At 44.5% G+C, this 15038-nt stretch carries 12 protein-coding genes and 1 pseudogene; 6 read left to right on the top strand and 7 right to left on the bottom strand.

Features of this window, described 5'->3' with window-relative positions; genetic code table 11:
* Positions 1-191 precede the first annotated feature (191 nt).
* From F6K63_RS26020 to F6K63_RS26010, 3 genes and pseudogenes are all read right to left on the bottom strand, one after another.
* A pseudogene (locus F6K63_RS26020) lies at positions 192-869 on the bottom strand (dynamin family protein); the annotation flags it as partial.
* Between the two features lie 1540 nt (positions 870-2409).
* Positions 2410-4284 (bottom strand): alpha-amylase family glycosyl hydrolase, encoded by a 1875-nt coding sequence (locus F6K63_RS26015; protein WP_044494659.1) that lies wholly within the window; start codon positions 4282-4284, stop codon positions 2410-2412.
* A gap of 59 nt (positions 4285-4343) precedes the next feature.
* The gene (locus F6K63_RS26010; protein WP_154659909.1) at positions 4344-4592 is read right to left on the bottom strand and encodes a hypothetical protein; all 249 of its coding nucleotides are present in this window, start codon (positions 4590-4592) and stop codon (positions 4344-4346) included.
* Between the two features lie 607 nt (positions 4593-5199).
* Between F6K63_RS26010 and F6K63_RS26005 the strand changes: the two genes are divergently transcribed.
* Both F6K63_RS26005 and F6K63_RS26000 read left to right on the top strand, forming a co-directional pair.
* The gene (locus tag F6K63_RS26005) at positions 5200-5529 is read left to right on the top strand and encodes a hypothetical protein (protein ID WP_287257062.1); all 330 of its coding nucleotides are present in this window, start codon (positions 5200-5202) and stop codon (positions 5527-5529) included.
* Positions 5530-5572: 43 nt separating this feature from the next.
* Positions 5573-6376 (top strand): transposase, encoded by an 804-nt coding sequence (locus F6K63_RS26000; protein ID WP_287257061.1) that lies wholly within the window; start codon positions 5573-5575, stop codon positions 6374-6376.
* Between the two features lie 58 nt (positions 6377-6434).
* On the opposite strand, the gene F6K63_RS25995 is transcribed toward F6K63_RS26000, so the two are convergent.
* A complete protein-coding gene (locus F6K63_RS25995) occupies positions 6435-6746 on the bottom strand; it encodes a DUF433 domain-containing protein (RefSeq protein ID WP_044494655.1) in 312 nt (103 codons plus the stop codon).
* Positions 6747-6988: 242 nt separating this feature from the next.
* Between F6K63_RS25995 and F6K63_RS25990 the strand changes: the two genes are divergently transcribed.
* From F6K63_RS25990 to F6K63_RS25980, 3 genes are all read left to right on the top strand, one after another.
* Entirely contained in the window at positions 6989-7645 is a 657-nt protein-coding gene (locus tag F6K63_RS25990) for a hypothetical protein (protein WP_287313488.1), read from the top strand.
* 850 nt (positions 7646-8495) lie between these two features.
* Positions 8496-9770, top strand: coding sequence for a methylglyoxal synthase (mgsA, locus tag F6K63_RS25985; protein ID WP_008188048.1), 1275 nt, complete (start codon positions 8496-8498; stop codon positions 9768-9770).
* Between the two features lie 242 nt (positions 9771-10012).
* Positions 10013-10783: a sporulation protein gene (locus F6K63_RS25980; RefSeq protein WP_008188047.1), complete on the top strand. Its 771-nt coding sequence runs from the start codon at positions 10013-10015 to the stop codon at positions 10781-10783.
* Positions 10784-10785: 2 nt separating this feature from the next.
* Here F6K63_RS25980 and F6K63_RS25975 read toward each other — a convergent pair whose 3' ends face one another.
* From F6K63_RS25975 to F6K63_RS25965, 3 genes are read right to left on the bottom strand one after another with little or no spacing between them, the layout of a single operon-like run.
* A complete protein-coding gene (locus F6K63_RS25975; RefSeq protein ID WP_008188046.1) occupies positions 10786-11670 on the bottom strand; it encodes a fructosamine kinase family protein in 885 nt (294 codons plus the stop codon).
* Positions 11671-11683: 13 nt separating this feature from the next.
* Entirely contained in the window at positions 11684-12967 is a 1284-nt protein-coding gene (locus tag F6K63_RS25970; RefSeq protein WP_008188045.1) for a M16 family metallopeptidase, read from the bottom strand.
* A gap of 26 nt (positions 12968-12993) precedes the next feature.
* Positions 12994-13179 (bottom strand): hypothetical protein, encoded by a 186-nt coding sequence (locus F6K63_RS25965; RefSeq protein ID WP_287313487.1) that lies wholly within the window; start codon positions 13177-13179, stop codon positions 12994-12996.
* Positions 13180-13259: 80 nt separating this feature from the next.
* On the opposite strand from F6K63_RS25965, the gene crtD reads away from it, so the two are divergent.
* Positions 13260-14864 (top strand): C-3',4' desaturase CrtD, encoded by a 1605-nt coding sequence (gene crtD / locus F6K63_RS25960; RefSeq protein WP_008188044.1) that lies wholly within the window; start codon positions 13260-13262, stop codon positions 14862-14864.
* The last annotated feature ends 174 nt before the right edge of the window (positions 14865-15038 follow it).

Genomic DNA, 15038 nt, shown 5'->3' with positions numbered 1-15038 from the left:
AGATTAGCGATCGCACTCTTATACACACTTAACTCTTTTTGTCAATTTAGGGCGATCGCCTCTCTATGCACACTTGACTCTTTTTGTCAAGTTTTATGTTAAGAAAGATGTTTATAAAGCATAGCTTAAAAAAGGGGGGAGCCATACTCAAAGTCCCCCTTTTTTAAGGGGGACCAACGGGGGATCTCCGAGGCAAGAAGACACGCCCTAGTCTGGACTTCTTTTTGCTGATCAGGTTCCAATAAATTCAGGAAATTGACCACAAAAACAACAGTCTTGATTCCTCTATCTATTAACCAATCTCTCAGGTTTTCCCGCTCACCCAAGGTCATCAGCTGGCGACCATCCAGCACTTGAACGACTAAATCTGCTGTTAGCAGTTGGTCGCGCACTAAATTATCCTGAGCTTCCCGGTCATTTGTTCCTGGCAAATCCAGAAATTCTACACCAGTTTTTAGGAAGGGATGGGGACAGTAAACCTCTATCGAAGCGACATCAGAGCGCATACACCGTTGCTCATCTAGGATAGCATAGCGCTTGAGGACCTCTGTGCTATTTTCACTAATTTCTGTGCCATCAGTTAGGATAATTCGAGTATGCAATTCTTCTCCATATCGGATATGAATTGCAGCCCCTGTAGTGGGAATTAGACCAATGGGCAGAGTGCGCTTTCCTAGCAAAGCATTGAGCAAGGTAGATTTCCCATAATTAAACGGACCAAAGACAGCAATCCGAAATGTGGGATTTTCTAGATGGTCGCACAGGGCAATCACATCCTTTCGCAAGGGTGAGTCTTGCTCCAAATCAAGCAGACCGATAGCAGACCTAAGATAATTGACAACAGACTGATAGATTTGCTGATCTTCCATGACAATTGGTGTTCAGTAATTGGTCTTTGGTTATAAGCATTAAGCCGTCAGCCTTCAGCCGTCAGCTGACAGCTGAAGGCTTAGGTTTTTTTAATTATAATTTCAGGGTAGTTTGATATAGGTTTGAAGATGAGAGGCGAAAACCCTAGATTAAGTTCGCTGACTATAGACGAAGTAAGCAAGCATACTTGGCCTAACTAACTGTTTCTGAACTTTTCGGTAATTACTTAAGTTTCCTTAGGACTTTCGTGACTTTGTCCCTCCCACAGCAAGGGATGAAGCGTAAGCACTGATGCAGCAACTACCAGCTCCCTTGAAACCCCTGACTTCAAGCACCATTAGAGCTGTTAAGGCATCTCAAAAAAAAATAAGAGAGCCGTTGGTGTGACTCTCTCGATCATCAGGGTGCATCTACTTGATCTCAGTATAGCAAGATTAATGTGGGGTGCAACCCCTCATACCTCAACGGGAGCAAAATGTTAAAAAACTTAATAGTTTGGTGAGGCTTAATGATTGGGATAATAAAGCGTTCGCGCAGCGTCGGGCTTTGCCCGAATCCCATTGATGTAGCAACCACCAGTTGACTTGAAACCCTTGACTTCAAGCACCATTAGAACTGTTAAGCCATCTCAAAAAAAATAGAGAGCCGTTGGTGTGACTCTCTCGATCATCAGGGTGCATCTACTGATCTCAGTATAGCAAGATAAGTGATGGGTGTAACCCCTCACCCCTATAGTCAAGCAAAATGTTACAAAACTTAATAGATAGGAGAGTCTGAATGATTGGGATCAAGCCTACGCACTCATGCAGCAACCACCAGTTGACTTGAAACCCTTGACTTCAAGCACCATTAGAACTGTTAAGCCATCTCAAAAAAAAAATAAGAGAGCCGTTGGTGTGACTCTCTCGATCATCAGGGTGCATCTACTGATCTAAGTATAGCAAGATAAATGTGGGGTGCAACCACTCACCCCTTAAAGCGAGCAAAATGTTACAAAACTTAATAGTGCGCATCGGCTTAATGATTGGGATCAAGCGTTCGCGCAGCGTCGGGCTTTGCCCGAATCCCATTCATGCAGCAACCACCAGTTCCCTTCAAACCTCTCACTTCAAACACGTAAAGAACTGTTAAGCCATCTCAAAAAAAAATAGAGAGCCGTTGGTGTGACTCTCTCGATCATCAGGGTGCATCTACTGATCTAAGTATAGCAAGATAAATGTGGGGTGCAACCCCTCACCCCTTAAAGCGAGCAAAATGTTACAAAACTTAATAGTGTGCTGAGGCTTAATGCTTGGGATGAAGCGTACCCACTCATACAGCAACCAGTACTTGACTTGAAACCCTTGAAACCCTTGACTTCAATCACCATTAGAATGTTTCAGCCATCTCAAAAAAAATAGAGAGCCGTGCTTGTGACTCTCTTGATCATCAGGGTGCATCTACTTGATCTCAGTATAGCAAGATAAATGTGGGGTGCAACCCCTCATCCCGTTAAACCAGCAAAATGTTATAATCCTTAATAATTTTCAGGTAGAATCCCTAGGCCAAAATCATCATGCCACTAGGCGGTAATTCAATCCTGACCGTTGCCCTACCCTGGTCATGTTGAACGATTACGGTTTGATTCTGGGGTGGATGGCGTAATTGAGAGTTACTCCAGTAACTGTTGTAGAGCAGAGTAAGGGTTGAGCCGTGGGGGTGTAGTGAGGCATCAATGGTGACGTATGCACCCCGGTTTTCAGTGCCATGGGTGTTTAAAGCAACCAGAATTTCTTGATTGTAGAGAATCCTTGACCAAGCAATTAATTCTCCAGCATCAGGAATAGCAAAAGGTTTGCCGAGATAGGAGGTTTCTCGGAGGTATTGACGACCCCCACGTAGGGTTTTTCCAATCAGGTCTTGTCGATTTCGGAGGTTTGCGATCGCAGAAATTCTGAGATAGGTGGGATGGTCTGGGTCAAAGAAGTGACAGCCACTGGTTTCAAATGCTCCAAAGCTACCCCCAAACATCGATTCACGAATATAGCGATCGCTATTGGAAATGTTGCCATACTCATTGATTGGTTCAACACTAGGGTCATGGCGGTTTTCCGTGCCATCAAAGGCTTGTTCAGTACCGTAATAGATACAGGGTATACCCAACGTGGTCAGTTGCAACCCTACCGCATGGGCTATTTGCTGGTATTTACTAGGAATAGAGTTATTAGCAGCAAACCGATGCTTGCGATCGCGTCCGACCATATCATGGTCATCTAAGATCGAAACATGATACCGTCCCGTTTCCCGGTGGCTACCAAGGATATTATGCTCCTCAAATTGATTAAAAAACTCCCTTGGTGGTGTTAATCCTTTTACCATCCGTGCTAATCGCTTTGTGGGTTCCCCAATATCAAGCACAGCATCCAAGTTGCGACCAAATACTTCCAGGTAGTTGCGGGACATATGAGCCCCATCCGTTACTTCTCCCAACAGTAGGATGTTTTCCTTACCAATCGATTCCGCATATTCCCGGATAGCACCACAAAAACTACGGGAAACTCGCCAAGGAATATGCTTAACCGTATCAATGCGAAATCCATCGCAGTCACTTAGGGCAATCCAGTATTGATAGACTTTAATAATCCCTGCTAGGACTTCCGGTTTAGCGAGATTAATGTCTTTTAAATCAAAGAAATCCCCTCGGCGAAATTCTAGCTCCGGATGCAGTTTGTCTTCCCAAGGGTCTGCACCCCATTCGTTAATATGACCAGCACGAGTGTACCAATCAATGTTTTGAAAGTCTTGAGGCCATACCCCATCAATTTCTGTAGTGATTTCGGAAATCGCTTTACCAGTGCCAGAACGCCAACTATGAACTGGATAAGGTGGTTCAAAACGGTAGGGAAGGCTAGCTTTAGGATTATCATTCTCGTCTTGGTAGAAAAAGTTATTGCCGCTGTGGTTATAAATGATGTCTAAGATCACATACATTTCCCGCTCATGGGCAGCATCCACTAAATCCCGTAAATCCTGACGGCTGCCAAATCGGGGGTCAACATCTAGGAAATTTTGAATCCCGTAGCCGTGATAGGTGTCTAGTTCAATCCGTTGTCGCCAAACTGGACCAATCCAAAGGGTAGTGACACCTAATTGTTTCAAGTAGTCCAATTTACTTTCGATTCCCTTGAGGGTACCCCCTTGAAACCTTTTTCCCTTGCTCATCCAGTCACCTTTATTTTTGGCTTTAAATTGGTTGGGGTTACTAGGGTCAAATTTTTTCCGCTCTAGTTCTAACCCATCACTGAATCGGTCAGGTAGCAGAAAGTATAGAATCTGGTCTCGCCAAGTAATCGGACTTGGATAAACATTGCCCCTCGGTTGCAGGTTGGCCTCAGCGAGGGTTTGGGGAGAGCATGGTTCAACTGGAGTAGACACGATGGAAACCTTTGGTGAATCAATGTTAGTTTCTTTAACGGTATACACCAGTAGATAATTCAATTCCGCAAAAGACTAGTGGGAGTGGGGAGTCGGGAGTGGGGAATCGGGAGTCGGGAGTGGGGAGTGGGGAGTGGGGAGTGGGGAATCGGGAATCGGGAATCGGGAATCGGGAATCGGGAATCGGGAGTCGGGAGTGGTGAATCGGGAGTAGGAATAACAAAATTGAATTTACCTAATAATTGAATCGTGGGGTGTTTTTGAATTTTGAATTGATAATTTTGAATGGTCGCGAAGCGATTGACCAAGGGAAATCACAGAAATCAAACCCAAACTTTCAGCAGATGGCATTGCTAACACTTTCATCCAAATGGAATCGGATCTGTCTTGATGCAGTCGCTCATGGGGGGGACCCCCAAGACCTTTCAAGGGTATGTTTTTTAGATTTGGGCATTCGCCTAGGTATTACTCAACAGAAATACATTTTGAAACCCAAACCCCAGGAAGGATTTGAGAATTCAATAAAAATCATTAAGTGACGAATTCTGCTTGATGGCTATCCCCTGACGGGGCGATGGCTGAGACACTTGCACCAACTTGAAAAGTTATTGATTTTGGTAGGTAACTATTGACAAAAGAACTTCGGGTAGCGGTCACACAGAGCGACTGTTGGAGTACTGAAATTTATTTTCAATCACGTTCGTTACCCGCGTTGTTTTGTACTGGTTCCACCATGACGTACCCGCGCCCGGCGCGGAGCAAATTACATTAAATAGTAGTCAGAAACAGGGAATTTATCAAATGTGTTCCATAGTACAATAACTATTGTACATTAAACCCGCGTGACATCAATCACAGTGAACAAAAATCGTCCAATTACTTATCAACAATGGTTACGGGTGGTCACCCTTAAAAATGCCTCATTTAAGCAAACCACAAGCAGTAGTATTAGGAATGTGGAGCTTTGCTATTGCGATGACTCATCATTGTGGTTTATCTACTGCAGTTGTGTTTTTGGGGGAAATTCTAGAGCAACCAGAGAACACAATTCGAGAAAGATTAAGGCAGTGGTATAATAGTAAAGTCGATAAAAACGGAAGAAAGCGTAGAGAAATCCAGGTCGAACAGAGCTTTGTCCCGTTGTTACGCGCTTATATTAAGTTGGTGGTCATCAGAGGAAAAAAGTTTAGTATTAGCTGCGGATGCTTCCACATTAGGTCAGCGTTTTACTTTATTAGTTATTAGTGTGGTTTATCGAGGTTGTGGAATTCCTGTAGCTTGGAAAATAGTGAGAGCAAACGAAAAAGGCAGTTGGAAACCCTACTGGCTCAAACTCTTAGATTCTCTTCAAGAGGGTGTTCCTTCCGACTGGTTGGTGATTGTCACTACAGACAGAGGTTTATACGCTGATTGGTTCTACGAAGCGATTGAACAATTGGGTTGGCATCCATTTATGCGTATTAACCATCAGGGATATTATCAATCCTCACCAGAGCAACAATTTGTTCCTCTTTCAGAATTAATTACTCAAGTGGGGCAATCTTGGAGTGGAAAGGTAACTTGTTTTAAAACCAACAGTCTGTCTTGCACTCTTTTAGCTCAATGGGATTCTGGCTATGCCGATCCTTGGCTAATCGTAACAGATTTGAGTCCTCAACAAGCACAGATTTGTTGGTATGGTATGCGCGGTTGGATTGAATGTCTTTTCAAGGACATCAAACGAGGTGGTTTTGGTTGGCATCACACTAAAATGAATGACCCTGGCCAAAAGGCCACGCTACGCGAACGACGAGCAGAACGTCTCTGGTTAGCCATTGCTGTTGCTACTTTATTTTTAGTCAGTATTGGTGGAGAGGCCGAGGCGAATTTGCCAGCAAGTAGCTTACCTCCTTTGGATGAAATGAGCTCCTCTGCTCAGACAAAGGAAAATCCGAGCATGCCAGAAAAGCCAATTTTATTGCTAAAAACTAATCCTACTCGATGTTTAAGTTGTTTCAGACGAGGATTTTTAATAATTTTGGCATCTGCGATTAAGGGCATGCCTTTACCTACAGGTAGATTTATTCCCGATTTTTCTCCTGCCCCTGGATGAATCTTAAAAACATACCCTTGAAAGACCCCCAAGACCGCGCTGCATCGCTTTTTGGTCATTACCGATTCTGAGGTTTTTGCTGTAATAGAGACGGTGTTTGAGCTTGTACCGTTTGTACAAAGGCAACTCCTGCCTCAATATCCTGTCTGATTTCTTCTTTATGGTCGTGGTAGTAAGCCAGTGCTGCATAGACATCTGACATGGTAATGCTAGGATGGCGATAGAGAATTTCATCCGGTGACATTCCCATGCTTTCGTGGCAGATGACAATATCTTGAACTCGAATCCGATGTCCGGCAATCCGAGGTTTCCCGCCACAAACCCCCGGAGTGATTTCAATATGTTCTGAGATTGTTGGAATGGTTGTCATTGGGAGAGTTCATAAACGTCACTAAAAGAAGCGTTACCTTACGGTAGTATTATTATTGAATAGCACACTTTGCCTTCTGTTTGCGTTCGCATTCAAAGTATAGCATTTCAGCAAATAGTTAAAAAAAATAGTTAAAAAATCCAATAAGCCCGTTTTTCCTAGTAATCAAGTACACAATATTTTACCCCCGATTCCCGATTCCCGATTCCCTACTCCCGATTCCCTACTCCCTTCCCTAGATCATGTCTTACCGTCAATTTACTATTCAAAAAGTAGTCAAGGATTTTGACTTAACTTTAATCGAACAAGGGAATATTTTTGAAAGCGATTGGCCTACGGCCACGCTACGCGAACGCGTAATTTCTCCTAGTCCTTATTTAGCGGAATTTATCACCCAAAATTACCAACTGGCCATCGCACTAAATACTGAAAAAGCCCGATCAGAACTCTTGATATGTCCAGTGTTACTGGCAGTTATAGAATTCCATCAATACCAGATTAGCTTGTTTTCTGGGGAAGAGTTTAATGTTGACCCAGAAGTAGGATTAAATGGCACCTGTGATTTTATTATTAGTCTGTCACCGGAACAGTTATTTATTAAAGCCCCGGTAGCCATTATTATAGAAGCTAAAAAAGAAGACCTGAAAGGGGGGTTAGGACAATGTATCGCCGCGATGGTAGCAGCTGGTCGGTTTAACCAACAGGAGAATAATAGTAACGGTAATGCGTTCGCGGAGCGTGGCCTACGGCCAATCGCAACGGTTTACGGTGCCGTAACCACTGGGACTCTATGGCGATTTCTGAAATTGGAGGAAAAAACAGTAACCCTCGATCTCGCCGAATATTTACTCCCTCCCATCGAACCTATTCTAGGGAAATTGGTGCAGATGGTGGAATAGGATTAGGACTTATATCAATTCTGTTCCCATACCCCCCTTATCCCCATAGCCCTAGATTCCTGGCATAAAAAGATTTGGTCGATTTTAATAAAGGGGTAATGACCAAGCGGATTTGGTATTATATCAATTGGGAAGATGGGCAAGTGTCGGGAGATAGGGAGATGGGGAATAGTATTTATTTTTCTATAGTTTTTCCTAGTCTAATCAGGTACATCATATAAATATTTTTCCCTGCTCCGAAGCTCCGTTCGCGTTCGCGCAGCGTCTGGCTCTGCCAGTAAGCGTGGCCCACGGCCTTAGCTCCCTGCTCCCTAAAACCTAGAAAAAAGCCAAAAAAATGGGGAAGAAAAAGTTAGTAAAAACCTTCCCCTCAAGGAAAAGCTAAAGACTAGAAGATGAAAAAACTAGAATATCAAAAAAAATCTGATCACATCTAACCCTAGCATAAACTAATTTAAAATGTCAATGGTTTTTTTGTAAATTTTTATGTTTAGGCTTGTATTTTTATCTAGGAATGTTAATATTTTTATACCAAGTTGCATTCAAAGATATAGCAGAAGTCAGAAGTCAGAAGTCAGAAGTCAGAAGTTAAACTCAAGCCAAACTGTAGTTTGAGACTTTTGTCATGTCCTAATTACCCTGGCGACTGCTATAGTAGATTGCTGGGATAGGGAGATAGGGAGATAGGGAGATTTGGGAAAGAGAAAGTTGTACCTTTGACCGCAACTTAGTATCGAGTTATCCATAGCTTAACTACACAACTGGAATAAACGCTTTAGAATGACGTAAATACTGGGTCATTTGCCCATTGGCCTTTGAGAATTTTGGTTTTGAGTTCCGGTACAGTAGTATGCCTGCAACTATTGCCCTGATTGCCCACGACAACAAGAAAAATGATATAGTGGCATTTGTCAAGCGCCACCACATCGTTTTCTCTCGCTACACCTTAATTGCTACAGGGAACACAGGGAAACAAATTCAAAACTCCACTGGCTTACCTGTTGATTGCTTACTCCCTGGTCCTATCGGTGGAGATGCCCAGTTGTTTGCAGCGGTGGCGGAGGGAAAGGTCTGTGCTGTGTTTTTCTTCATCGATGCACTCCATGCTAAATCCCATGAACCTGATATTCAGGCTCTCTTACGGATTTGTGATGTCCATGATGTAGCGATCGCCACCAACTTAGCTACAGGAGAACTGGTCATCAGTGCCCTAGCGCGGACCCAAGTGGCTCACCTTATTTTTAATCCAGTGGCCGGTCAAGGAGACTCCGATCATGAATTGACCATTATTGAAAACATGCTGGGTGGCCATTTCAATCTCCATATCCATCAAACTACTCTAGAAATTACGGCGGAAGAATTGACCAAACGGGCGATCGCAGTCCACGCCGATCTCATCATTGCCTCTGGCGGTGACGGCACCGTATCCGCCGTTGCCAGTCAGCTGATTGATACCAACATTCCCCTCGCCATTATTCCCAGAGGAACCGCTAATGCCTTTTGTCAGGCGTTGGGCATTGGTGGCACAGTAATGCCCATTCGCGCCGCCTGCCGCATCATTTCCGAAGGCTATACCAAAGTGATTGATGCGGCTCGCTGTAACGACACCCCCATGATTTTATTAACCGGAATTGGTTTTGAAGCAGAAATGGTCGATAAAGCTAGCCGAGAATTCAAGGATCAGTGGGGGGTACTGGCCTATCTGGTAGCGGGATGGCAACAACTGGATGAACAAGAGCTATTTGATGCGGCTGTGGAAATTGAAGACCAGATCTATCGAGTTGAAGTAGGGGCTATCACTGTGGCTAATGCGGCTCCCCCTACCTCAGTGTTAGCCCAAGGAATGGGTGAAGTTATTTACGACGACGGGTTACTGGATGTCACCATGGCCAAAGTAGACACAAAACTTCAGGCGGTCACATCAATGGTCAATGCCTTTGGTGCCGCGTTGGTTCACCTGACACCCAACCAAGAAAATATTCATCATGTCCGAACCCGCAGTATCAAAATCGCCACAGATCCCCCTCAGAAGGTGGTTGTGGATGGAGAAGTCATTGGAACAACTCCTATCAAAGTTGAATGTATTCCCAAGGGATTGACTGTATTTGTCCCCAACCCCAATTAATCTGCCTCAAGCCCAAATAATCTCAATTTGTGTTCGCGTAGCGTGACCGTAGATCAATCGCGTAGCGTGGCCGTAGGGCAATCCCACGACCTAAGTGTTTCATTTATATAGTTGATTATACTGATCAGGTACATTAAATTTTATTATCCCGACTCCCGATTCCCGACTCCCGATTCCCGACTCCCTAAAACTCCAGAATCATAGATTAAGCTAGTAGCAAAGTTAGTTAAAAAACTAGGTTTATGTTCAAAAAGCTATTAGCTCAGGTTGGCATTGGAGCAGCAAAGGTAGATACACGTTTGTACTTTGATTCCCTAGCTCCTGGGGAAATGGTAGAAGGGGAAGTTTATATTACTGGGGGAGATGTTTCCCAGAAGATTGATGATATTTATATTTATCTAGTTACCGAATACTTGCGGGAAGAAGAAGATACCTCAATCACAGAGGAATGCATATTAATGCAATATCGCCTCTCGGAACGCTTCAACTTGGAGGCAAAAGAGGAAATAGTTATTCCATTTTCGTTTCCCCTCCCTGAGGAAACACCACTGACATTAACCAGCCAACCAGTATATTTACGTACTGGCTTAGATATTCCCATTGCCGTTGACCCGAAAGACACCGATTACATTGAGGTACATCCACACCCGTTAATGCAAGCGGTGTTTGATGCATTAGAAAACCTAGGATTTCAACTTCATGAAGTCGATTGTCAGTATAATACTCACTTCGGGGGTAGATATCCATTCGTCCAAGAGTTCGAGTTTCGTCCCATGGGTAAGTATCAGGGTAGCTTGGATGAATTGGAAATCATTTTTTCTCTCTACTCAGAAGACTTAGAAGTTTTCTTAGAAATAGATAAACGAGCCCGTGGATTTGGGGGTTTTCTAGAAGAAACATTCGATCTAGATGAACGTTATGTCCAATTTCAGGTAACACTCGATGACCTCAATCTTCCTATGGGTGAATTAGAAGCAATGATTGAGGAGATTATTGAGAGCCAAATTAATTAGAATTAATCCCTCAAAATCTGATCAATCATCCGGTTAGCTTGGGATTCATAACCACTACCAAAGAGATTAAAGTGATTGAGGATGTGGTAAAGGTTATAGAGGTTTTTCCGCCGTTTGTAACCTTGCTCTAAAGGCCACACCTCGTTATAGCCTCGATAAAATGCTGCTGGGAAACCACCAAACAATTCGGTCATCGCAATATCAACTTCGCGATCGCCTACATAAGTAGCAGGGTCAAAAATTACTGGTTCTCCCGACATGGTAATAGCCGCATTACCACCCCATAAATCACCGTGTACTAAGGAAGGTTGAGGCTGATGATCCAGTAATTTAGGAACTATTGCCAGTAATTGGTCTTGTTTCGGGAAATGACCACTGCGACGCCGTGCTAGCTGAAACTGATAACCCAGGCGATACTCTACAAAAAACTCTACCCAATCCGACATCCATTGATTAACTTGTGGTGTCGAACCAATAGTATTATTTTGATTCCAACCAAACTTACCCATCTCGGTTGAAGCTTGGGGAGTAGCAGCCTGATGCATGGCTGCTAACTGATGTCCCATTTTTACCCAAGACTCGGTACTGTTACCGCCACCAAGGTCTAGCCACTCCAAAACAATATAAGAACAATCCACGGCAGTACCATAGCAAATTGGTTTGGGGATTCGGATAGTCTGAGTTGCCACCATCTGCTTTAGACCGAGGGCTTCGGCCTCAAACATATAGACAGCAGAGGCAGAATTGAGTTTAACAAAATACTTATTAGTCTTACCGACCAGAGCATAACCCTGATTAATACAGCCACCACCAACAGATTGGCGCTGGTTAATCTCAAAGGTTTCACGAGTGACTTGGCTTATCTGGTCAGCAATTTCTTTCCACATCTTAGTCTATTCCCTACTCCCTGTTCCCTGTTCCCTTTGCGATCACAATACCATAAGCATGGGGAGACAGATACTGCTGTGCAGCCTTTTGGATATCAACAGCACTAACTGATTTAATATGACTAGGGTAATTCAGTGCTGGTTCTAAATCCCCGACTTGGGAGTAATAGTAACCATATAAATTGCTGCGAGCACTTGGTTTTTCATTACTAAAGATAAACTGATTGGCCACTTTGGTACGAATCCGAGCAATCTCTGAGTCTGATACCAATTCTGTCTGACAGCGATGGATATGGTTTGCGATCGCATTCTCCACCTCTGCCAAATTCTCAGCTGGCAGTTTAGCAGAAATATAAAACACCCCTTGCAGCCGCTGAGTGATATTACTAACCCCAATTTGAGTAACCAGTTGCCGTTCTTCTCGCAAATCCCTAAACAGCCTGGACATACGACCTCGTCCTAAAATTCCTGCTAGCACATCCAAAGCATAGGTTTCCTTCAACTCAGGTATACCAGGCACCCGCCACACCATCACCAGCCGCGCTTGTTGTAAAGACTCATCCACATACTCCCGACGGACAATGTTCTCGAAAGCTGGTTCTGGGGTAAGGTTTGTTCTATCTTCTATCGTCCTTGGCTGTGCTTGACTAAATCCATTGCTGACAATTTCAATTAATTCCGTAACTGGCAAATTCCCCACCACTGCCGCAGTCATAGACCCTGGTTGATACCACCTACCATGAAAGTCACGCATCTGCTGAGGCTGGAGTTGTTCAATCACCGAGGCAGGTCCGAGCACAGGACGTCGATAGGGTAACTGGTCAAAAGTAGTCTCCATTGCCCATCTATGGGTGCGGCGGCGGGGATTATCCTGGGAACGGCGAATTTCTTCCAAAACTACCATTCGCTCCTTTTCAAAGCCATGGTCAGGAATACTAGGATTGAGTACCACCTCTAGCTGTAATGGTGCAAGCTCGGCAAAATCTTTAGGAGCTGTAGTGATGTAATAGTGAGTGTAATCCTGACTTGTAGCCGCATTAGTTACGGCACCCCGTTGCTCAATCAGCCGCTCAAACTCACCACTTTGCAATTTTGGTGTGCCCTTAAACACCATATGCTCCAGAAAATGAGCCATACCATTAATCTGATCCGATTCCATTGCGGAACCGACATTAATCCAAACATTCAGATTCACAGCTTCAACAGGCATCTGCTCCGCCACAATGGTTAACCCATTCGGTAGCTTTTCAACAGTGGGAGCATTGAGGCAGGGAGTATTGAGCAAACTGGAAGTCATTAAATTAATCACTGATTGACCACTATTTATTCATAGTAATCTTTCCGTTTGATATCGCGTTTTTGATATCGGGAATCGGGAATCGCGAATCGCGAATCGGGAATCGCGAATCGCGAATCGGGAATCGGGAATCGCGAATCAGGATTAGCCACGATAACACCACACTTCCTATCTCCCCATCTCCTTATCTCCCCAACTCCCCATCTCCCCATCTCCCGATTCCCCACTCCCAAACGCCATGGCTCAAGGTAGAATTATGATAAGAAACATTAAGAAATGCAAATAAACCACCATGGTAAGCACTCAGGGCGGTAAAGGTAAGGTAGAATACACCAATAAAGAATTCCCGCAGAAAAAAGACCAGAAAAAAGTAGTAGTAATCGGTGCAGGAATTGGTGGACTAACCGCTGGAGCACTCCTTGCTCGCCGAGGCTACCGTGTGGTAATACTAGACCAAGCCCTAGTACCAGGAGGATGCGCCTCCACCTTTAAACGTCGGGGCTTTACCTTCGATGTTGGTGCGACCCAGGTAGCTGGCTTAGAACCTGGTGGCATTCACAAACGCATCTTTGATGAACTGGAAGTAGACCTGCCAGCCGCTACCCCCTGTGACCCTGCTTGTGCGGTATTTCTTCCCGGTGAAACCGAACCAATTAACATCTGGCGGAACCCGGAGCAATGGAAAAGAGAACGAGAACGCCAGTTTCCCGGTAGTGAACCCTTCTGGCAACTGATGGCAACCTTATTCAATGCCAGTTGGAAGTTCCAATCCCGTGACCCAGTGCTACCACCTCGTAATTTATGGGACTTGTGGCAATTAACCTCAGCAGTGCGTCCTGATACCTTAATTACCCTACCTTTTACCTTCATGACCGTAGCCGATGGGTTGCGAGGATATGGCTTATATGGGAATAAGCGTCTGAAAACCTTTCTGGATTTGCAGCTGAAGCTTTATTCCCAAGTCGATGTTGATCAGACAGCACTGTTGTATGCAGCAACAGCCTTAGGAGTTTCCCAGGAACCCCAAGGGTTATTTCATCTCCAAGGTAGTATGCAGGTGTTAAGCGATCGCTTAGTAGAAGCCCTGGAAAAATGGGGGGGTAAGCTACTAATGCGCCACACCGTTGAACAGATCGAAACATCAGCTGGTAAAGCTACTGGTGTTTCGATTCGCAATCAGAAAACAGGGGAAGTTTGGACAGAACCAGCGGATGAGGTAGTTGCCAATGTTACGGTGCAAAACCTAGTCAAATTATTAGGTAATAATCTACAGAGCTTCAATGGAACCTCGATGGCAGGCTACTCGATGGCAGGCTATAAATATCGAGTCGATAAATTACCTTCACCATCCGGTGCGTTTGTCATCTATCTTGGGGTAGATAAACGTGCAATTCCTGATGGTTGTCCTCCCCATCTTCAGTTTCTCTATGACTACGATGGACCAATTGGCGAGAATAATTCCTTGTTTATTTCGGTTAGTAAGCCAGGAGATGGACGAGCACCAGAGGGAAAAGCAACGATTACTGCCTCATCCTTTACCGATGCTGCCATGTGGTGGCGGGGGTCCAAGCAAGACTATGACCGGTTAAAGGAAGAGTATACAGAAAATGCGATCGCACGTCTTAGTCAATACTTTGATTTAACACCAGAGACCATCATTCACCAAGAAGCAGCAACCCCTCGCACCTTTGCCCGTTATACTGCCAGAGAACAAGGCATTGTCGGAGGGATAGGGCAACGGATACCCACCTTTGGGCCCTTTGGCTTTGCCACTCGCACACCCTGCAAAAGTCTGTGGTTAGTAGGAGACTCCACTCATCCAGGAGAAGGAACAGCTGGGGTCAGTTATTCTGCCCTTACCGCTGTACGGCAGATTGAGACATCATTTTGTTTGTAGGGGCGCAAGCCAAGAGTCCCTAGCTTGGGTAAAGGGGTTTTGGTCTCAAATGTCAAGATCATATGGATCTGTTTTTTGCCAGTTGATCGGTGAAAGGCTACTAACACCAACCCCAAAGAGTTAGGATTAATGACCCGACAGCCTCATGATCAATTTGCCAAACAGTATCTAACG

This window comes from Moorena sp. SIO1G6 (assembly GCF_010672795.1).
Classification (GTDB): Bacteria; Cyanobacteriota; Cyanobacteriia; order Cyanobacteriales; family Coleofasciculaceae; genus Moorena; species Moorena producens.
Note: the sequence above shows the minus strand (reverse complement) of the source record. Positions and strands in the feature narration are given on the sequence as shown.